The sequence below is a fragment of the Curvibacter sp. CHRR-16 genome (assembly GCF_018474005.1).
GTDB lineage: Bacteria > Pseudomonadota > Gammaproteobacteria > Burkholderiales > Burkholderiaceae_C > Allorhodoferax.
Genome location: NZ_JAHCSH010000005.1, coordinates 263,223 through 281,144, shown reverse-complemented (window position 1 = coordinate 281,144; position 17,922 = coordinate 263,223). Strand labels below are relative to the sequence as shown.

Genomic DNA, 17,922 nt, shown 5'->3' with positions numbered 1-17,922 from the left:
CCGTTTCAGCCGCACCGAACACACCCATCGCGCATATTCAAATGATATTTTCAAATCGGGCTGCACTTTTTGCTTTGGGGGCCGCCATCTTGTTTGGTGCCAGTACACCGTTTGCCAAATTGCTGGTTGGTGACATGTCGCCCATCCTTCTTGCAGGTTTGCTGTACTTGGGCAGTGGAATCGGGTTAGGTCTAATTCGCTTGATTCGTGATCGTGGGTGGCGAGCATCTGAACTGCCGCCAGGGGAGTGGCCTTGGCTGCTCGGAGCCATCCTGTTTGGCGGTGTATTCGGGCCCTTGGCCTTGATGTTTGGTCTCACAAGCACCAGTGGATCAAGCGCATCCCTCTTGCTGAATCTCGAAGCTGTTTTGACTGCCACCATAGCCTGGCTGGTTTTCAAGGAGAGCGCTGACAAACGTTTGGTATGGGGCATGGTGGCCATCGTGGCTGGCGGTGTTGTGCTGTCGTGGCCAGGCCAGACTTCCAATTCCTTAGACTGGGCCGGGCCGGTGTTGGTTGGGGTCGCCTGCTTGTGCTGGGCTATCGACAACAACCTGACCCGGAAGGTCTCTGCGTCGGACGCGCTCTTCATTGCCAGCAGCAAAGGAGTGGTCGCAGGCTTGGTGAACACTGCGATGGCTGCGATGTTGGATGTTCCTATGCCTGGCTTTGCAACCATTGGCGGGACGATGACCGTGGGCCTACTAGGTTACGGATTCAGTTTGGCAATGTTTGTTTTAGCCCTGCGTGGACTGGGTACTGCGCGCACAGGCGCATATTTTTCGACCGCTCCATTTATTGGAGCCGCTGTGGCACTACTGATGTTGGGAGAGCCCACCGGACTTGCATTCTGGGCGGCAGCTGCGCTTATGGGGATAGGTGTATGGCTGCATTTGACGGAAATCCATGACCACATGCATGCCCATGAGCCCATGCAGCATACGCACTCGCATTCACACGATGCGCACCACCAGCACACACATGACTTTGAGTGGAGTGGCGACAAGGCCCATGTGCACCCCCACACGCATGACATCTTGCACCATCATCACAGGCATTTCCCTGATATCCACCATCGACACGGTCATTCTTGAGTATGGGACTCAAAGCAGATTTTGACGAGGTTACGCAGCACTGGGATCGTTCACCATGGAGAGTGAAGGTGTTCCTTAGTGTCGCGTTGTTTCTGGCGACCAGTTCGCTGGCGTCCTTGTCAGAGGTCGTTTTTAAGTGGAAAGGCTTCGTACTCGACGCACTGGTGTTCTACCGCAGCAATCTTTCTCAGCCGGTTGCCGAGCTGCTCACAAAGGTTTTCGCGCACACATTCCCGGAGAACTTCGTTGATTGCGCTGTGCTTTTGGGGTTATTTCACGGAGCGCTTATTCGTGCATTGCTTCTAAGACGCGGAAAACCTTTGACCCGAATCTCCGATTTGGGTTACTTGGTGTTCTCATACCTAGGAATGCTTTATCTGACGGCGAAACCAACCGTCCCTGCAACCTCATCGATTCCCACGAAGGAGTCTTCCGTATGGATTCTTTATCCCGCGTTTGTGGTCCTGCTGTATCTTTTGACGAAAGGGGCTGAGCGGATCCTGGCCATGTCGTACATGCTCATCCCTGTTGTTGGCGTCGGGATCATCGCCGCTGTTTCCGCAGGTTTGGCGCGATGAATCCGTGTATCAACTGTCGGTACTGACCAGTGATCATTGGTAGCACAGATCTATTTGAAACTCATTAAGTAGCTACTTAGCGGTTAGTAGCTACTTTGGCACCTTAAGCATGACACAGAGTCCAAACCCCAATGCAAGGCTGGTTGCCATACTGCAGGTCGAAAAAGAAGCCCGAGTTCAGTGCCAAGAACCGGGCTGTGCCCATGGGGTATACCGAGCCATACATGTTATCGATGAAAACGGCAAGTTGACGGTGCTGGGCTCGACATGCTTTGCCAAGCGATTTGGTGGGGCCAATGCACTTGGCAAGGCCAAGTTTGGCGGCGGGAGTGGACGCCTTTTGACGCCATCAGAGCGTGAACTTCTGCGGGGCAACACTGCGGCTCTTCTGGACCTGCTGGAGAAAGAGCAGCAGATGCACGCCCAGATCATGCAAGAGAAGGTGCGAGCACTGCATGCTGCTTTTCATAACCGCAAGCCTTTGGTGGAACCAAGCGCCAGGCCCTATCGAGATGATGCACAACGCTTCGGAATCCCTTGGACCTGGGCCAAACCCTTGTCTTCCATTGCCTATTTCCCAATGCGGGACGGTACCGCTTGGGTGCGGGTTCAACACCGAGGCGGTGAACACCTGCTGATGCCCTGGCCTGCGTTCGAGGGATGGGATGAGGCGCTTCCAAGCAGCGTCGGAGTGGCCGATCCAGAACTGGGAGGCTTGCGAGTGCATGATTTGGCCGAATCGATCAAATATTTGAAAGCCAAAGCCAGATTTATGAGGGTTGGGATTTGGCGCGAAGTCATTGGGCCGTCCAAAACAGAAAAATGACCCATCACATTTGATAATCCACCATTATCAAATCTCAATATTTCTGAATTTTCAATCTTGCATTCGATAGTTTTGGTATGTATTATCGTGGTATGTAATTAGTATCAAATAAAGGTGGGTCATGGCCAGGTCAGGAATTTACAAATCTGAGGTTGTACGGGCACGCAGCAAGCTGCTGGCCACTGGAATCAACCCGTCCATCGACGCCATACGTGCGGAATTGGGTACCGGATCCAAGACCACCATCCACCGGTATTTGAAGGAAATTGAAGAGGAAGAAGGTGGAACAACCGGCACCAAAGTGGCCGTCAGCGAGGCCATCCAGGACCTGGTAGGCCGCTTGGCCGCACGGCTGAATGAAGAGGCTGACGCGCGTTCCACCGAGGCTTTGGCCGTCAGCGCAGCCAGTCTCGCCTGGGCGCAAAAAGAAAGTACCGCGTTAAAGGCAGAGGGGCAGACGATCCGCACCCAACTGGAGCAGACACAGCGCAACCTCGCTACCGAAAAGGCAGATCACACCAAGACCCAGGAGGCAATGGCCAGCAAGACCCTGGAGGTCACGCAGCTCACACAGCGAGTCCTGGGCCTGCAGGAGCGGCTGGAGGCCGAAGAACGGCACCGGCAATCGCTGGAGGAAAAGCACCAGCATGCCCGCGAAGCGCTGGAGCACTTCCGCACCTCCGCCAAAGAACAGCGGGAGCAGGAGCAGCGCCAACATGACCAGCAAGTGCAGTATTTGCAGTCCGAACTGCGCAAGGTGACCGATACCCTGACCGGCAAGCAGCAGGAACTCATGCGGGCCCAGCAAGAAGGTGTCCGACTGATTGGAGATCTGACGCGGGTACAAGCCGAGTTGCATCAGGCCCAAGAAGAGCTCAGAAAGCTACGGCCGTTGAAAGATGCGCTGGCGTTCGAACAGCGGCGAACCGAAGAGTTGGGCCAAAAGCTGGTGGTGGAAGCTGCTGCCAATCAAACGCTGACGACCAACGTCGGCGAAATACAGGCCAAATTCACAGCGCTACAGGGGGTGAATCAGGGTCTGGAGTTGGATCTGGCTGTAGCAAAGGCTGCTGTATTGGCTCAAGAAGGCGTTGTGGCCAGCATGCTGCAGCGCCTCAGCGCGACAACACCTGCACCAGAAGCCGGCACTCTATAATTTGCTCAACATAGCCGCCACGCCTCTTAACAATGCGCAACCTTGGCGGCTTTTTCTTGCCTGGGTGGGGCTATTTGGAAAGATGGCGCCGGACGTCTGCGACCATGACGCCCACAGCCTTTACTGCAGCGCGCAACTGGGTTTCCGTGCATTTGAACTCTGTGCACCAATGCTTGACTTCCCAGGGTTCGTTTACGTTCACACGGGAACGGTCTTGCGGACCGCGCTTGCTCAAATCGTCAGCCATAGCATCATGAAGAAAATCGTTTTGTTCGCGCTCTTGCTGGTATCCAGCCTCGTTTTTGCGCACTCTGGCGGGACCGACAAAGACGGCTGTCACAACGATCGGAAAGCGGGAACACGACACTGTCATTGAACCATCCCGCCGTGTTGGGAGGGGCGGCTCCATAAAACCCACTGCCATCGAAGGCGGGTACATGGATGCGTCGGCGCTTCAACTACAGAAATGGTGTTTGGACACCATAGGTAGTGTCTTGCCTTGCATCAGAACACCATATACAGTGGTGTTGCGCTTTCTCTCCAAATAGAAACGGGGTCTTTATATGGCAACCAATTCAAAACAAACATCACCTTCTGTGGCTTCGCTTGCAGGAAAGACACTCCAAAGCGGCAATGCTTCACTGGTGCAGAAGCAACTTGCTGCCTCTGCCTTGGCTCAGGCACGTACCGGGAAGCAAACTGGCGCAGCGATCGAAGCTACGGCGTCAAAGGCCTTGCGCAGCAACTCCGCCAGTGCCACAACCCAGAAACTGGCCGGCTCGGTGGTTTCGCAGTCCAACCGCAAGCGCTGAAAAAGGGAACGCCATCCTGTGTCATTCAGCTACAACGGCTACTCCGTAGCAGACATTGAAGTTACGGGTGTTTTTGGCCGTGCAGGGGTTGGTGCTTCGCTGCTGTGTTTGTCCATTGCCTTTCATGTCCCCGAAACTGCATTGGCGGGGGTCAGGCTGCGCAATTTCCAGTTGCGGATCAATGTAGAAGGCGATGCCGGTAAGGCTCCGTCGTTTCTGGGCTTTGCAGAACCTGAAGTTCCCCTGGAACTGGCCACCAAGAGCGGCCAAAACCCAAGGCGCCTGATATTTGAACTCCCACTCGCGGAAGGCCAGTTGTTTGCGCTGGAAAAAATGCGCGGTGGAGATGACCTCAATCTGAAATTGCGATTCACTGCCTTGGCAGATGGTCCGACTGGAGTCTGGCCACAGCAAGATGAGATCAGTTTTAGGCTGAACCTCAGCGACTGGGCAAAGGTCTTGAAGGAGCTACAAGGACCTGAATACATGGTCATTGGCATTCCCCTGCCAAAGTGTGCACAGGACCATGTCCTAACGGAAGCCGTTGGTCGGATTCGACGGGCTCATGCCCACCTGGTAGACGGGCGGTTCGACGCCGTTGTTTCAGAATGCCGCCTAGCCGTCGAAAGCGCCGCACTGGCGGCTGGTGAAAAGCCGGCGATTGACGCCACAGCACAGAAATTGAAGTCTGCCAAACGCGACATGACGAAGCTCGAACGAGAGTTTTCTTTGATGGAAGCCGTTCGGCATTACACGCAGCTTGCCCATCACGTGGATGACCGTGGTACCGCGGAATACTACAGCCGAGACGACGCCAACATGCTTCTTGCAACTGCTGCGGCACTCGTCTCGTCTTCCCTCGCGCGCCTCCAATCATCGGAAATTCTTGGGGTACGCGCGTCGAAGACTTGAATGGACGAATTGGGATGCAGAATGCTTTCCGGGGAGGACGTCATGGCAAAGGCTTGCGCGTCCAGGCTAAAAAACATCCAAAACGCCAATGAAGCATTTAGCGAAAATCGACGTACCGCTGTACTTGCGCAACAAGAACCAGGCCAAGCTCGGTAGGCGCGCCAACCGCATTTGGCGCGACAAGCGCCGCAAGGAATCCCACCACGAAATCATCGGAAAGCACTTTGGAACGCGCTCCCGAATCATTGAGATGGTTGCAGGCAATACCGTTGCCAAAGAGATTCTCAAAGGCAAGGTGACATTCAAGGCACCCGCGGTTTTTTCCTTGATTGAGAATCCCGAAGGGACTTTGCATGCGCTGATCCCGTTGGCCCGCCAGCTCCTGGTGCGCCGTTTCAGGCGTATCGCGATCAATTTGAGCGAGGCAAAGAGCTACGACCTTGGTGCTAACGCCATTCTGGATGTACTGGTGGACGAGCTGCGGGTGCAAGCCCGTCGAACCGGGCGCCGCTTGCATTGGAGCGGAAGTTATCCATCCGACCCGGGGCTACGCCGGTTTGTGCGGGCTATGGGAGTCATCAAGAAGTTGGAGGTCAAACATGAGTACCCCCTTCCCGAAGAGGCTGCGGGCCTGGAGGTCTTCGATTGGCGATGCAAACACTACATCCGCGCCGTTCGCCCCAATGAGTCGGATCTGAAATCACGAGTCACCCAAAAATTCGCTGATCACATTAACGGTTGCCTCAAGCGTGTCTCCAAGACGTTGACTCCGCCAGCTCGACACCGACTTTGCCAGTACATCGGAGAGGTCATTGACAATGCAGAAGAACATGCGGGCATGCTGGACTGGTCCATCCAGGGGTATTTGGATACGCATTTGGCTGTTCCGCTCTGTGAAATCGTGATTTTTAGCTTTGGAAGGACAATTGCCCAGACTTTTGAGGCACTACCTGCCGGCCACTACACACGCGATCAGGTTCAGAGTTACATTGATTTACACCAACAGGGGGGCTTGTTTACCGCTGGTTGGCGCCCAGATGACCTGTACACACTGATTGCGTTGCAGGGACATGTCAGCACCAAAAACAACAGCACTACAGACACCAGAGGCAACGGCAGTGTGGACCTGATTGAGTTTTTTCAGAAGGTGCACGCGGAATGCACCAAAGAGTTCCCCGATTCCAAAGCCCGTATGGCCTTGGTCTCAGGATCCACCCATGTACAGTTCGATGGAACTTACAAAATGGAGCCGAATCAGAACGGTGTAAGGATCATCGCCTTCAATAAGGCTAATGATCTGCACCAAAGACCCGATAGTAGGTTTGTCCACGAGTTGAAGGGGGTTTACTTCCCTGGGACTATACTGAGCATCAAATTTCCACTTTCGACTGCCAAACTCAGCACTAGTGAGGGGGAAGGCAAATGAATGAAAAAGTCATCACTGTGATTGATCTCGCAAAGTACAACGGCCCCGTCTATACAGGCCGCCAACGTGGCGAACTGCTACGGGAGACTCTGCATCTGGATGCCATGGATGCCGAAGGCGCTACCGTGAGCGTCGTGGTTCCCACGGAAACCTACACTGTCAGCAGTTCCTTCTTCCTGGGACTGTTTGGCCCTAGCGTTGTCAAAGCAGGAAGCAAGGAAGCGTTTTATAAGCGCTACAACTTCCAGGCACCAGCCTTCCTCCAGGAGGTGATGGACGGCTACGTTGCACGTGCGTTGCAGACAAGAAACCTGTTTGCATAGGCTTGGTTGGTGACATCGCCCCAGGCCGGCGCTCCTAAGCAAGCCGCTTCTGCGACGGCCAAGGCGCCATCGACTGCCAGTTCCGCTCCCAAATCCGTTGAACAAACCAAGTCCACCACGTTAGTGGTGGGGATGCCTTGCGAAGTGGCTAATGGGCCAACGTCCGCTGTCGTGCTGATGTGCAAGCCAGATGAGGCTTGGTGGGAAAAAGGGTTACTGACGCTCCCGTCGCTTATCACGAGCATTGCGGCATTGATATTGAGTGGGTTGGCGTACAAGTACAACCGAGCCAAAGATCAACGCGCGCGAAAACAGTCCATTAGCGACGATTTCTGGCTTCGTAAAGTCGTCTCTCCGGTGGCCATAGAGCCCTTTGTGAAGTTCGTCATCTCTTTGTCCAGTACGCTTCCCTCAACGACTTCGTCCGCCGAAGACACCAAGAAGTTTTGGGCTGCAGGCACCACCAATTTTGGGGAGTTCAGTGCATCCTTTTTCAACCTTGAGTTGATTTCCGCAGACCTCCACAAGGAGGTTGCGACGCTACTGGAAGCCATGGAGGATGAGTTTTCGGACTACTGTGGTGCACTTCAACAGTACTTGAACGACAACACGCAACCGGTCCCGGACCACAAACAGACGCTATTGAACCTGGGCAAAACGAGTCGCGCCATGATGCAGGCTATCGCCAAATTCCAAGCCAATGTTGGTGATGATTGAGCCTTCATTGGACGAGATGGTGGCCTGGGTAACTGCCTCACAGGGCGAACTGGAGGAAGTCTTGGCTGAGCGCCAATACTGCGGCCCGGTGCTGAAAATGTCAGAGCACCATGCACTTCAGAAAATTGGCCGAAGAACCTACACCATTCACAAATTGAATGAGCTGAACAGCATTCCCGAACCGAATCGCCCAAAAACAACCATCAGGTACAGAGACGGCCGCGGTTCCATCTTGGATGATGGGCCGCTCCACGGTGGCGGGGTGGCCCATGTGCGAGACATCCTGTCCCATGCATTGAAGAAGTCTCCAGCCCGATAGCGCCGACCCTGGCCAAGATTGTTCTTGGCAAGATCCGTTGGTGACATGCAAGGCTTTATGTGCGCATTTAATTTAACGCGCGCGCTTGAATCCCGCAAAAAATGTGATGTCTCAGTTGCGCGGTGGAGCGGGCACAATGGAAATTTGGTTGCTGCTGCGCAAAGAGGTGAATTGAGGCGCGTCCCGGGTGGCAATGACAGCTTCATAGGATGAGCTGCAGCCGGTATCAATGGCGCTGACCTTGGCAAACGCCTGCTCAAACCAGGTCAATCGCTCCTCCAAGTCCAGCCCTTCGGCCAGCCGCTTCACGAAACTGTTGATTTCCTCCAGTCCAACGGCTTTTTCAAAGTTATTGCTGCCGCTACCGACGTGAAGCAACATGGGACTGGCGTTGGCCCGTCTGGCATAGAGCTGCACAGCGTGGGTGAACGGTGTGAACAGGTACAGGCTGGAGAAAAATGCGCCTTTGTCCGGGTCAAAGAATGTCACGATGGACTGGTTTTCCATCAACGCCTCGCCATTGAGCATCCGGTCTCGGGCATCAAAGTCGAATGCCAAATGGACAAAATCGCTCACGCACTCCAATGCGGTCTGGCCATCGCTCACATCGGCAAATGCCTCCAGATAGCCATGATCACCAACGGTGCCCGCAATCCCAACGGCCTGGTTTGCGTTCTTGCTCAGGTAGATTTTCTGAACACCGTCGATGATGGTGTTACCTGTCGTGGTGATGGAAATGCCCCCGGCGGACATACTGACTGGCCCATCTGACTTCCCTCTACGGTCGGCAGCAAGTAAAGAATAGTCCTTGTGCAGGATGTTGAGTACAAAGGTCATGTGTTCAATAAACAGACAAATGCTGTTGTTGTGGGTCAAAAAATAACTACCTAAACGCGGGACATAGGAGCCCGATTTCCCTCGAATTGGGGATCCCTTCGACGCACGCCCAAAAATGGCTAACCGCTACAATTTGCACGTAAATCAGTAACGCTCAAAATATGGCGAACTTGTAAGTCATTGATTTATATGAGTTTATTTTTCCAAACCGCTACAATTTGCACGCAAATCAGTAACGCCTAAAAATTAAGCGCCACCACTGGCCCTGCGTTTTTGGGGTGGCTGATCCAACAATGCGTCGGCATAGCGTTCCACGCCAAATGCCATGAGTCCACGGAAATTGATGTGCCCGAAGTGAACTGGTCCCATGCGGCGCAGCCAGAGATCTTCAATCGGGTACTTTTCCTTGCGCCAGCGATCGACGACTTGCTGCATCTTCATGGTGTTCCAGGCAATGACCAAATTGGTCAAAAGAGTGTGTGAGCCAGAAATCGCCCGGATTTCGTCCCGCCGGCGTCCGCGCTCCGCGGCCAACCGGCCGAAGTAGATAGCCCGTTGCAACTGGTGGACGGACTCCCCACGGTTCAGCAAGGTATGTATTTCACGCCGAAACTCTGGGTTGCTGAAGTAATCACACAAAAACAGCGTGCGCAACAGGCGTCCCAATTGGTCCGCCGCCTTGTGCGTGGGATCACCTTGGGCCGACGAACCCATCTTTTCGAGCAGTTCTTTGGGGGTCACCAGACCGCTGCGAATCGAGGCAACGAGGCGTAGCAACTCATCCCACCCCTTGTGAATCGCACGCTCAGACACATTCGTGAGCGCGATACGCTCCAAGTTCTCGGGTATCTTGATTGACCGGGGCAAGTAAAGCCGACGTTCCGCGAGGTCTCGCATCTGGGGGCACAAATCAAAACCCAGAAACTTGCTGAACGTCATCGCGACGAACGTGTAGCCATGGGTGTCAACCGCCAACAAAGACAACCGCATGCGTTCGTCTGTCTGCATGGCGTTGTATTCCTCAACTCCGCTGACGGCCACTGACCCTTGCCGTTCGTTGTGGACGATAGGTTCGTCATGGGCAACCCCGTAGACATCCAGGACGTGGGTATAAAGACCGATCGCCCTGGTTCGACGCCGGGGATCGGTTCTGGAGTTGTACAGGTGCCGGGAAGCGTCCAGCGCCATCATGTCCGAAGACGCCTTGGTACCCGAACCCCAATTGGCCGTGATGGCGTGCTGACGCTGGAACTCCACGACACGGTCGTTGGCCCGACGCAGGCGCCCATGCGCCTCCAGGGAGCGCATCGCCGCAGAAATATGAGCGACTTCGACGCCTGGAATCATCGCTGCCACGCCTTTGGCATCGTTCTCGGTACCGTGGGCCAACAGTGCCGCGTAGCAAGAGACCAGCTCCTGGGTGGACTTTGCGCGTCGGCCCAGCAGTACTTCGCTAAATCCTGTGGCTGCGTCCATTTCCACAATGATGTCGCCAATCTGAACCTCTCCAATGCTGGCAAACATCGCATTCCGGCTCGCGTCAATGGCCTGGTCCTGTGCCAACGCCTCCATCTGGGGCAAATGCACCAGACCACTTTCGTCAATACTGACTTCACCAGCTTCTACCGCTTCGGACAGGGCTTGCAGGCCAGCCTCCACGTGGGCGTACAACCGGGTGAGGAATTTTTCTGGATCCGCATTCAGACTCAATGCACTGATCAAGCGCAGTCGGTCTTTCTTCCATTGCGCCGGAGGGATAAGCAAATCTTCTCGGTTGCGGTAGTCCCAGCTGTGATCGACCCAAAGCCGAGAACTCCGAAAACCATGGCGAACCGCCAGCATGGTTGATGCCTTCAACGCAGCGAATGCCTTGCTCCGGTCTTTGTCGTTGAGCAGCTCGTGCCAGCTTGGGTCGACAATGCTCACGTCAAAGTCCACTGGAAGCTCCTTGATGCCTTTGGCATCAAGCTCTCGCAGGGCCATCACCTGTTTGAGCGGCCGTTGTGCCGAATCCCCCTTGATCTCCAAATCAGAGAAGACATTCAGCAGGGAGGTCACCTTGGTGGTGTCGTCAATCAGAGACTGGCGTACCAGTGCGGCGTGACCAATTGCTGCAGCGGACTCATCGGCGGGTATGAGCTTCTTGAGGGCTTCGATCTTCTCGTCGGAAGTTGTGCCTTCCGCATGAATGATCAAGCGCATTTCATCTCGCTGCTGCCGGTATTCGACCGCGGTACGCGCCTGCTTGCTGAGGACCCGCCCAGAGGCATGCCGTACCAGATCATTCACACGGCGTCCGGTCAAGTACATCAAGGTGTCGGTGAGATCCAGCAAGGTGACTCGCAAGAAGCAGGTGACCTCCAGCATCTGGGTGTCATCGCTCAGACGCCTGGTGTCAAAAGGCGGACGGTTCGCAACTGCTTGGGCATAGGCGCGCATACGCGCGGTGGAGATGTGACTGAGCGGCCACTTGTCGACTTCCAGCGTCTTGAGATAAGTGATCTTTTCTGAAACCTCAGCCAAGGTGGTGGGGCTGTGTTTACCTGGTGGCGTTTTGAGCCACTCCAGCATAGTTCCACCCGTGCGCCCGCGGCGTGGTGAGAACACTGAGGAAACCATATGCTTGCGTGCGGGAGTAGGAATTTCCTTCTTGATTCCTGCCGTGGCCATGGCCTCCGTGGAGGCAAATGCATCGCGAGCATGGTCACGCAAAACCCGGTCCGATGGAAGCAGATAACGGCGATCAAACAGCCATCGCTCTGCAGCCTGAACCAAGTCGTCCACAGAAGCTGCCGTCTTCGTCAGCTCGGCCAATGCCAATGCCAACTCGGCCAAAACAGCATCATCTATATCGCTGATTCCTGCTACTTCGCGGGCCCATCTTTGATGGTCGTAGAGGGTGGCGACTCGCTTATAGATGGTCTTCAATGAGCCTATCGCCGTTTCACTCAAACCAAGTGAGTGGCACAGAGACTTGAGTAGGGTGCGCGGAAGGTAGGTCGCACGGTCGAGGACTCGACCGGTTGCTCGGAGCACCACCAGTTGAACAGCGGCCCCAAGCCTGCGGTCCGTCCGGAAGCGTTCGCGGATTGCCGCGATGTCCCCAGAACTCAGCTTGAAAGACTGTTCGACATCAAAGTCCGACAGGGACTTTGGAAGCTCCTTGGAGCCGACGAATCGCAAATGAAATCCGGCCAAAGCATCTCCCTGTGGGGTTGCAATTGCCGAACACTATAACTGGCGAGCAGAGACTGAATCGAGGGCTTAAAAACCAAGGGTTTACCCTTGGTTGAAAGCGCTACAAAATGCACGCAAACCTAGATTACCCCGACACACCGGCCCTGGGGGCAGCCCCCATGCCAGCCGCTCCCAAAGATCAGATCGACCGCGACCTGATAGCACTGCTGCAAGCCAACGCCCGCGAGAGCACGGCCAACCTCGCACGCAAACTGGGTGTGGCACGCACCACTGTGGTGGCGCGCCTAGCGCGACTGGAGGCCGATTCAGTGATCGTGGGCTACACCGCGCGTCTGGGCAGCGAGGCGCTGGACCGCGGCGTGCAGGCCTACGTGGGCATCTCCATCAGCCCCAAGGCCCAGCGCGAGGTGATCGCCCGCCTCACCCGTCTGCCCGAGTTGCGGCGCCTCGCTTCTGTGAGCGGCGAGTTCGACTACATGGCTCTGCTGCGGGCTGACACCACGATGCGCCTGGACGCGCTGCTGGACGAGATCGGCGAAATCGACGGTGTGATCAAGACCACTACCTCGGTGGTGCTGGCCCTGCGGGTGGACCGCAATGCCTGAAAGGTTCTCACCGCCGTGAAGGCCCTGCTACGCATGGCTGGGGTGCCGGTGGAGCTTACTTGAGGCTGCCGCTCAAGAACTGCGCCAAGCGCTCGCTGCGCGGTTGGGTCAGTACGGTGGCGGGATCGCCTTCTTCCTCCACCAAGCCTTTGTGCAGAAACACTACGTGGTTGGACACCTCGCGGGCAAAGCCCATTTCGTGGGTGACGACCACCATGGTGCGGCCTTCTTGGGCCAAGGTTTTCATGACCTTGAGCACCTCAGTGACCAACTCCGGGTCGAGCGCGCTGGTGGGTTCGTCAAACAGCAGCACTTCGGGCTCCACGGCCAAGGCGCGGGCAATGGCCACGCGCTGTTGTTGGCCGCCGCTCATGTGGTTGGGGTAGCGGTCTTCCACATTGCTCAGGCCCACTTTGGCCAGGTATTGGCGGGCGCTTTCCACGGCTTGGTCTTTGGGAACGCCCAGCACGTGCACAGGCACTTCGATGATGTTTTGCAGCACCGTCATGTGCGACCACAGGTTGAAGTGCTGGAACACCATGGCCAATTTGGTGCGCAAGCGTTGCAACTGCTTGGAGTCTTGGGCCTGCAGTTGGCCTTGGGCATCGGCTTGGAGCTGCAGGGCCTCACCAGCCACTGCGATGCTGCCTTGCGATGGCTTTTCCAGCAGGTTGATGCAGCGCAAAAAGGTGCTTTTTCCGGAACCCGAGCTGCCAATGATGCTGATCACATCGCCCGCCCGGGCGGTGAGGGACACGCCTTTGAGCACCTCGTTGCTGCCAAAGCGTTTGTGGATGTCGGTGACTTGCAGTTTGATGGGGGAGGTGGTCATGGTCAGACGGAGAAAAGTGGGGTCAAACGCCTAGCAAAGGGCCTGTTTTGAAGGGCAAGGCCCCCGCAATGCGGCCGATTTCGCAGTGCGCGTGGACGTAACGGTCTTTGATGCGGGCGTAGAAAACGCCTTCCACCTCGGCGCAGACGGGGGTGGTGAGGTCGTCGATGGGGTTGACGATGTGGGCCACGGCTTCCCCCACGCGGATGAATTCGCCCGGCTGGTGCAGGAACACCACCACCCCGGCGTGGGGCGCACGCAGGCTTTGAGAACCCGCCAAGGGCGTGGCTTGGCATGCGGGAGCAGGCAGGGTTAGCGGATCGCTGGTTTGCAAAACGCCCAAATGCGCCAGGTAGGCGGCTATGGCTTGCGCATCGTGTTGGGCGTAGGGGTAGTTCACGTCGCCTTCGCCGCGCAGCTCTAAGGTGGTACTGGCGCAGGCTTGCGGGATGGGACGCTCCGGGGTGTGGAGTTGTCGGTGCAACACGGTCCAGACCCAGCTAAAACATTCTTCGAAAGAGTGCTCGCCTTCGTCGGTGACCAAGACGGTTTTGGCTTGCAGCAGTTGCGCCAAAGGGGCGATGGTGGGCCAGCAGCTATTGAGGGTGTAGAGGTGGGGAGTGGCCTCCCAGTCGCAGTGCATGTCCAGCACCACGTCGGCGTCGTAGGCCAAGCCTACCAGCGTTTTGCGCAGGCTATCGAGTTCGGTGGTGGGTTGCCACTGCTGCAGGTAGTGGCCGACGGCGGCACGGATGGTGCGCACATTGGCAGCGGCATCGCTGCCCAATTGGGGCGCTACGTGTGCGGCGATGGCTTGGGCCAAGTCGGGGTAGTGGCGGTTGAAGTTTTCGGAGCTGCCCAGCTCAAAGCGCCCCATGGCTTTGTAGTCCAAGCGCTGAGCCAGTCCTATGGGGTTGGCCGCGGGCACCAGCACCACGCTGCCAGGTAGCCGACCGGCTTGTTCTGCTTCGAGCAGGGTTTGCTTGAGCAAGTGGGCGACCAACATGCCGGGGATTTCTTCGGCGTGCAAGCTGGCTTGGATGTAGACCTTGGGGTAGCCAGCCAGTGCTTGGCCATAGTGGAAGCTGCTGACCACGCGCTGGGTGCCCAGGCTGGTGCTCAGAAGTGCGTGATCATGTCGTTGCATACAAAAAAACAGGGGTAAGCGGTGATGGGGTGGCTGCGAAGTGGCTTCAGTGGTTGCGCGGGCCTTGGAAAGCCAGCCAGCGTTTTTCGGCCCAACGGAACATCAGCATCAGGACAAAGGTGACCAGCAGGTAGATCAGTGCTGCGGCCATGTAGGCCTCAAAGGGCAGGAAGTAGTCGGAGTACACGCGGCTGGCGGCGGCAGTGATATCCAGCATGCTGGGCACCGCACTGGCCAAGCTGGTGCTTTGCAGCATCATGATGACCTCATTGCTGTAAGCGGGCAGGCAACGGCGCATGGCGCTGGGCAGCACGATGCGCAGCATGACCTTCCAGCGTGGCATGCCGTAGGCATGGGCGGCTTCTATCTCGCCTGCTGGAGTCTCACGGATTGCCCCGGCCAGCATTTCGGCCGTGTAGGCTGCGGTGTTGAGGGTGAAGGAGAGCAGGGCGCAGAAAAAGGGCTCTTTGAAATAGGTCCACGGCCAGACTTCATCCCAGCGCGCTTGGATCCACTCCACTTGTCCCAGCCCGTAGTAGATGAGGTACACCTGCAACAGCAGGGGCGTGCCACGCATCGTGTAGGTATAGCCCGAGACCAGCCAGCGCGCCCAGCGCCAAGGCCCGGTGAGCAGCAAGGCCAACATCAAGGCCAAGATGGCGCCACCAGCCAGAGAGGCCAGCAGCAGCTCCATGGTGGTCACCAACCCCTGCCAGTACATGAGCAGGTTCTGCGGCTCCACAATGACATGCCACTTCATACGCTGGCCTTTCTAACGCCCAGGCTATAGCGCTGGTTGAGTTTGCGCAGCGCCCACAGCGAGACACTGGTGTAGAGCAAAAACAGCACAGCGGTGAACACAAAAAAAGCAAACGGTGAGCGGGTGGCCGCACTGGCTTGCTTGGCCAGATAGGTCATTTCTTTGAGCCCGATGAGGCTCACCAGCGCACACGATTTGATGAGTACCAACCAGTTGTTGGTAAATCCCGGCAGGGCGTAGCGCACCATTTGTGGCAGGGTGATGCGGTAAAAGGTTTGCCAGCGCCCCATGCCAAATGCCCAGGCCGCTTCCATTTGCCCTGGCGGTATGGATTGGATGGCTCCGCGGAAGGTTTCGGTCATGTAGGCACCGTAGATGAAGCCGATCGTCAGCACCCCTGCCACAAAGGGGTTGATGTCCACGGTGCGCGAACTGCCCAAAGCTTCCATCAGCTTGTTCAAGCCCATGGTGCCACCGTAAAAGAGCAGCAGCATGACCACCAAGTCCGGCACGCCCCGGATGACGGTGGTGTACAGGGTGGCAATGGCTTGGGGAATGCGCCGTCCTGAGAGCTTGGCGCTGGCGCCCAGCAAACCCAGCACGATGGCCACCAACAATGCCAGCAAGGACACCCCGATGGTGAGCAAGGAGCCTTGGAGGATGGCGAGGTAGTAGGCGTTCATGGAGAAGGTGTGAAAAAGGGCACATTGCTGCGCCCCTTGGTAGTGCCGTGTGTGCGGTTATGGCGATTTATTCGCCGTACACATCGATGTTGTACTTGGCAAAGTACTTGTCGTTGATGGTCTTGTAAACGCCATTGGCTCGGAGGGCCTTGATGGCTTCGCTCATCTCGGCCTTGAGCTTGTCTTCGCCCTTGCGCATGGCCACAGCAACGCCAGCAAAGTATTTCTGGTCGCTCAGCACAGGGCCGATGAATTCGTAGTTAGCGCCTTCAGGCTTGGACAGGAACCCGCCTGTGACTTCCAAATAGTCCGCCACGGTGCCGTCGATACGGCCCGATTTGATGTCCAAATAGACTTGGTCTTGGGCTTCGTAGGAGTTGATCACCACGCCCACGGGCTTGAGGTTGTCCACAGCGTATTTCTCTTGGGTAGAGCCTTTGAGAACGCCAATTTTCTTGCCCTTCAACGACGCCAAGTCGGTGAACTTGGTGCCCTTTTTCAGCACGATGCGGCTGGGGGTGCTGTAGTACTTGTCCGAGAAGTCGATCTCTTTCTTGCGCTCTTCTGTGGCTGACATGGAGGAGATGATGACGTCGTACTTTTTGGCGATCAGGCCGGGGATCATGCCGTCCCACACTTGTTCGACAAACTCGCACTTGCGCTTGATTTGGTCGCACAAGGCCTTGGCGATATCCACGTCAAAGCCAGTGGGCTGGCCATCGGGGGTCTTGTAGGTGAACGGCTCGTAGGTGGGATCAATCGCAACTTTTAGCACAGCAGGCTCTGCAGTAGCTGGGGCGGCTGCTGGAGCAGGGGCTGCCGCTGCGGGCTCTTCTTTTTTGCCGCAGGCGACCAGAACAAAGGGAATTGCCAGCGCTAACAGTGCTTTTTTCATTGGATCTCCAAAAAACCGAGTGAAAGATGTGGGGATGTGTCATGGCAACCTTGCCATGACACAGTGAACGGGATACTAGCAATTTGGGTGCCCGACTGGAGACAGCAAGCCATATAGAGGCTATAGGGCTGGGCAGAGTGACAAGGGGTCAGAAGCCCAGCGAAGCCAGTAGATCGTCGACGTCTTCTTGCTTGAGTGCCTGGTCGGCCGTTTGTGGGCCTTCGAGCACGTGGGTATCGACAGACAATGCAGCTGGGGCCGCATCGTCTGTTCCTGTGGCTGCCATATGGGGTGTTGCTTGCTCTGGTGCGCTGTCGATGAGCAATTGCACTAGCTGCAATTCGGTGCGCGTGATGATGTCGATCACCTTCTTGATGACCTGTCCCGACAAGTCTTGGAAGTCTTGCGCCATCATGATGTCACTGAGCGCATTGGCTTGCCCATCGGCAAAACCAGCAGTCCGCTCGGCAAACTTGCTGCACACGGTCATTAAGCCACGTGCTTTGTCTAAGCTCATATGGGGATCGTTGGCCATGCGGGCCAAGGAGTCGCGCAACTCCAGGCCACGGGATGCCAGGTCATCGCATTCGGGCTTGTGCTGCTCAACCAAACTCAACACCTTGTTGGCAGCATCCTCGGTCATCTTGCCCACATAACTCAGCCGATCACGGGCGTTGGGGATTTCCTGCACGATGCTGTGCAGTTGGTTTGACCCCAAAGCCGTCAGGGCTTCGTGCATTTCACGCGTGATGGATCCCAGACGTGAAAAAGCTTCTTCTTTGCTGAGCGGCGTTGACATATT

General features: G+C 56.3%; 21 protein-coding genes. 12 read left to right on the top strand and 9 right to left on the bottom strand.

The features are described 5' to 3' along the window. Positions 1 to 41 precede the first annotated feature (41 nt). The 4 genes from KIK84_RS13080 (at position 42) to KIK84_RS13065 (ending at position 3,654) form a co-directional block, all read left to right on the top strand. Positions 42 to 1,094, top strand: a complete 1,053-nt coding sequence (locus KIK84_RS13080; RefSeq protein ID WP_214123601.1) for a DMT family transporter — start codon at positions 42 to 44, stop codon at positions 1,092 to 1,094. 2 nt (positions 1,095 to 1,096) lie between these two features. Next, on the top strand, positions 1,097 to 1,672 hold the full coding sequence (locus tag KIK84_RS13075; RefSeq protein ID WP_214123537.1) for a hypothetical protein: 576 nt from the start codon (positions 1,097 to 1,099) through the stop codon (positions 1,670 to 1,672). A gap of 109 nt (positions 1,673 to 1,781) precedes the next feature. Next, positions 1,782 to 2,498 (top strand): hypothetical protein, encoded by a 717-nt coding sequence (locus KIK84_RS13070; protein ID WP_214123536.1) that lies wholly within the window; start codon positions 1,782 to 1,784, stop codon positions 2,496 to 2,498. A gap of 121 nt (positions 2,499 to 2,619) precedes the next feature. Continuing rightward, positions 2,620 to 3,654 (top strand): DNA-binding protein, encoded by a 1,035-nt coding sequence (locus KIK84_RS13065; RefSeq protein WP_214123535.1) that lies wholly within the window; start codon positions 2,620 to 2,622, stop codon positions 3,652 to 3,654. 70 nt (positions 3,655 to 3,724) lie between these two features. Here KIK84_RS13065 and KIK84_RS13060 read toward each other — a convergent pair whose 3' ends face one another. Beyond that, complete coding sequence (locus KIK84_RS13060) at positions 3,725 to 3,901, bottom strand: DUF3606 domain-containing protein (protein WP_214123534.1); 177 nt, start codon at positions 3,899 to 3,901, stop codon at positions 3,725 to 3,727. On the opposite strand from KIK84_RS13060, the gene KIK84_RS16930 reads away from it, so the two are divergent. The 7 genes from KIK84_RS16930 to KIK84_RS13025 all read left to right on the top strand — a co-directional run bounded on the left by KIK84_RS16930 (position 3,824) and on the right by KIK84_RS13025 (position 8,163). Then, entirely contained in the window at positions 3,824 to 4,030 is a 207-nt protein-coding gene (locus KIK84_RS16930) for a YHYH domain-containing protein (protein ID WP_349815929.1), read from the top strand. The genes KIK84_RS13060 and KIK84_RS16930 overlap by 78 nt on opposite strands. Before the next feature lie 187 nt (positions 4,031 to 4,217). Continuing rightward, the gene (locus tag KIK84_RS13050) at positions 4,218 to 4,466 is read left to right on the top strand and encodes a hypothetical protein (RefSeq protein WP_214123532.1); all 249 of its coding nucleotides are present in this window, start codon (positions 4,218 to 4,220) and stop codon (positions 4,464 to 4,466) included. Between the two features lie 18 nt (positions 4,467 to 4,484). Next, positions 4,485 to 5,378, top strand: a complete 894-nt coding sequence (locus KIK84_RS13045; RefSeq protein WP_214123531.1) for a hypothetical protein — start codon at positions 4,485 to 4,487, stop codon at positions 5,376 to 5,378. 88 nt (positions 5,379 to 5,466) lie between these two features. Next, positions 5,467 to 6,804 carry a hypothetical protein gene (locus KIK84_RS13040; protein WP_214123530.1) on the top strand — a complete coding sequence of 446 codons (1,338 nt, stop codon included), beginning with the start codon at positions 5,467 to 5,469 and terminating at the stop codon, positions 6,802 to 6,804. Continuing rightward, a complete protein-coding gene (locus tag KIK84_RS13035; RefSeq protein WP_214123529.1) occupies positions 6,801 to 7,127 on the top strand; it encodes a hypothetical protein in 327 nt (108 codons plus the stop codon). Before KIK84_RS13040 ends, KIK84_RS13035 begins: the two co-directional genes overlap by 4 nt. 9 nt (positions 7,128 to 7,136) lie before the next feature. Then, positions 7,137 to 7,844: a DUF3227 domain-containing protein gene (locus KIK84_RS13030; protein WP_214123528.1), complete on the top strand. Its 708-nt coding sequence runs from the start codon at positions 7,137 to 7,139 to the stop codon at positions 7,842 to 7,844. After that, complete coding sequence (locus tag KIK84_RS13025; protein WP_214123527.1) at positions 7,828 to 8,163, top strand: KfrB domain-containing protein; 336 nt, start codon at positions 7,828 to 7,830, stop codon at positions 8,161 to 8,163. Before KIK84_RS13030 ends, KIK84_RS13025 begins: the two co-directional genes overlap by 17 nt. Positions 8,164 to 8,274: 111 nt before the next feature. Here the strand turns inward: KIK84_RS13025 and KIK84_RS13020 are convergent, their stop codons facing one another. Next, on the bottom strand, positions 8,275 to 9,039 hold the full coding sequence (locus KIK84_RS13020) for a hypothetical protein (RefSeq protein WP_214123526.1): 765 nt from the start codon (positions 9,037 to 9,039) through the stop codon (positions 8,275 to 8,277). A 207-nt stretch (positions 9,040 to 9,246) separates the two neighbouring features. Then, positions 9,247 to 12,198, bottom strand: a complete 2,952-nt coding sequence (locus KIK84_RS13015) for a Tn3 family transposase (protein ID WP_214123525.1) — start codon at positions 12,196 to 12,198, stop codon at positions 9,247 to 9,249. 158 nt (positions 12,199 to 12,356) lie between these two features. Between KIK84_RS13015 and KIK84_RS13010 the strand changes: the two genes are divergently transcribed. Further along, positions 12,357 to 12,803, top strand: a complete 447-nt coding sequence (locus KIK84_RS13010) for an Lrp/AsnC family transcriptional regulator (protein WP_214123600.1) — start codon at positions 12,357 to 12,359, stop codon at positions 12,801 to 12,803. A gap of 55 nt (positions 12,804 to 12,858) precedes the next feature. Here KIK84_RS13010 and KIK84_RS13005 read toward each other — a convergent pair whose 3' ends face one another. The 6 genes from KIK84_RS13005 to KIK84_RS12980 form a co-directional block, all read right to left on the bottom strand. After that, the gene (locus KIK84_RS13005; protein ID WP_214123524.1) at positions 12,859 to 13,635 is read right to left on the bottom strand and encodes an ABC transporter ATP-binding protein; all 777 of its coding nucleotides are present in this window, start codon (positions 13,633 to 13,635) and stop codon (positions 12,859 to 12,861) included. Between the two features lie 22 nt (positions 13,636 to 13,657). Further along, positions 13,658 to 14,782 carry a succinylglutamate desuccinylase/aspartoacylase family protein gene (locus tag KIK84_RS13000; protein ID WP_214123523.1) on the bottom strand — a complete coding sequence of 375 codons (1,125 nt, stop codon included), beginning with the start codon at positions 14,780 to 14,782 and terminating at the stop codon, positions 13,658 to 13,660. A gap of 46 nt (positions 14,783 to 14,828) precedes the next feature. Beyond that, entirely contained in the window at positions 14,829 to 15,542 is a 714-nt protein-coding gene (locus KIK84_RS12995; protein WP_214123522.1) for an ABC transporter permease, read from the bottom strand. Then, positions 15,539 to 16,225: an ABC transporter permease gene (locus KIK84_RS12990; RefSeq protein WP_214123521.1), complete on the bottom strand. Its 687-nt coding sequence runs from the start codon at positions 16,223 to 16,225 to the stop codon at positions 15,539 to 15,541. The genes KIK84_RS12995 and KIK84_RS12990 overlap by 4 nt, the downstream gene beginning before the upstream one ends. A gap of 67 nt (positions 16,226 to 16,292) precedes the next feature. Then, positions 16,293 to 17,120: a transporter substrate-binding domain-containing protein gene (locus KIK84_RS12985; RefSeq protein ID WP_214123520.1), complete on the bottom strand. Its 828-nt coding sequence runs from the start codon at positions 17,118 to 17,120 to the stop codon at positions 16,293 to 16,295. 148 nt (positions 17,121 to 17,268) lie between these two features. After that, the gene (locus KIK84_RS12980; RefSeq protein ID WP_214123519.1) at positions 17,269 to 17,919 is read right to left on the bottom strand and encodes a protein phosphatase CheZ; all 651 of its coding nucleotides are present in this window, start codon (positions 17,917 to 17,919) and stop codon (positions 17,269 to 17,271) included. Positions 17,920 to 17,922: the final 3 nt, after the last annotated feature.

Coding starts and splice junctions, on each gene's coding strand:
- KIK84_RS12985 (WP_214123520.1), bottom strand. CDS start 17,120: ATGAAAAAAGCACTGTTAGCGCTGGCAATTCCCTTTGTTCTGGTCGCC.
- KIK84_RS13010 (WP_214123600.1), top strand. CDS start 12,357: ATGCCAGCCGCTCCCAAAGATCAGATCGACCGCGACCTGATAGCACTG.
- KIK84_RS12990 (WP_214123521.1), bottom strand. CDS start 16,225: ATGAACGCCTACTACCTCGCCATCCTCCAAGGCTCCTTGCTCACCATC.
- KIK84_RS13040 (WP_214123530.1), top strand. CDS start 5,467: ATGAAGCATTTAGCGAAAATCGACGTACCGCTGTACTTGCGCAACAAG.
- KIK84_RS13070 (WP_214123536.1), top strand. CDS start 1,782: ATGACACAGAGTCCAAACCCCAATGCAAGGCTGGTTGCCATACTGCAG.
- KIK84_RS13060 (WP_214123534.1), bottom strand. CDS start 3,901: ATGGCTGACGATTTGAGCAAGCGCGGTCCGCAAGACCGTTCCCGTGTG.
- KIK84_RS12980 (WP_214123519.1), bottom strand. CDS start 17,919: ATGTCAACGCCGCTCAGCAAAGAAGAAGCTTTTTCACGTCTGGGATCC.
- KIK84_RS13050 (WP_214123532.1), top strand. CDS start 4,218: ATGGCAACCAATTCAAAACAAACATCACCTTCTGTGGCTTCGCTTGCA.
- KIK84_RS13065 (WP_214123535.1), top strand. CDS start 2,620: ATGGCCAGGTCAGGAATTTACAAATCTGAGGTTGTACGGGCACGCAGC.
- KIK84_RS13025 (WP_214123527.1), top strand. CDS start 7,828: ATGTTGGTGATGATTGAGCCTTCATTGGACGAGATGGTGGCCTGGGTA.
- KIK84_RS13005 (WP_214123524.1), bottom strand. CDS start 13,635: ATGACCACCTCCCCCATCAAACTGCAAGTCACCGACATCCACAAACGC.
- KIK84_RS13075 (WP_214123537.1), top strand. CDS start 1,097: ATGGGACTCAAAGCAGATTTTGACGAGGTTACGCAGCACTGGGATCGT.
- KIK84_RS13080 (WP_214123601.1), top strand. CDS start 42: ATGATATTTTCAAATCGGGCTGCACTTTTTGCTTTGGGGGCCGCCATC.
- KIK84_RS13035 (WP_214123529.1), top strand. CDS start 6,801: ATGAATGAAAAAGTCATCACTGTGATTGATCTCGCAAAGTACAACGGC.
- KIK84_RS13000 (WP_214123523.1), bottom strand. CDS start 14,782: ATGCAACGACATGATCACGCACTTCTGAGCACCAGCCTGGGCACCCAG.
- KIK84_RS16930 (WP_349815929.1), top strand. CDS start 3,824: ATGCTTGACTTCCCAGGGTTCGTTTACGTTCACACGGGAACGGTCTTG.
- KIK84_RS12995 (WP_214123522.1), bottom strand. CDS start 15,542: ATGAAGTGGCATGTCATTGTGGAGCCGCAGAACCTGCTCATGTACTGG.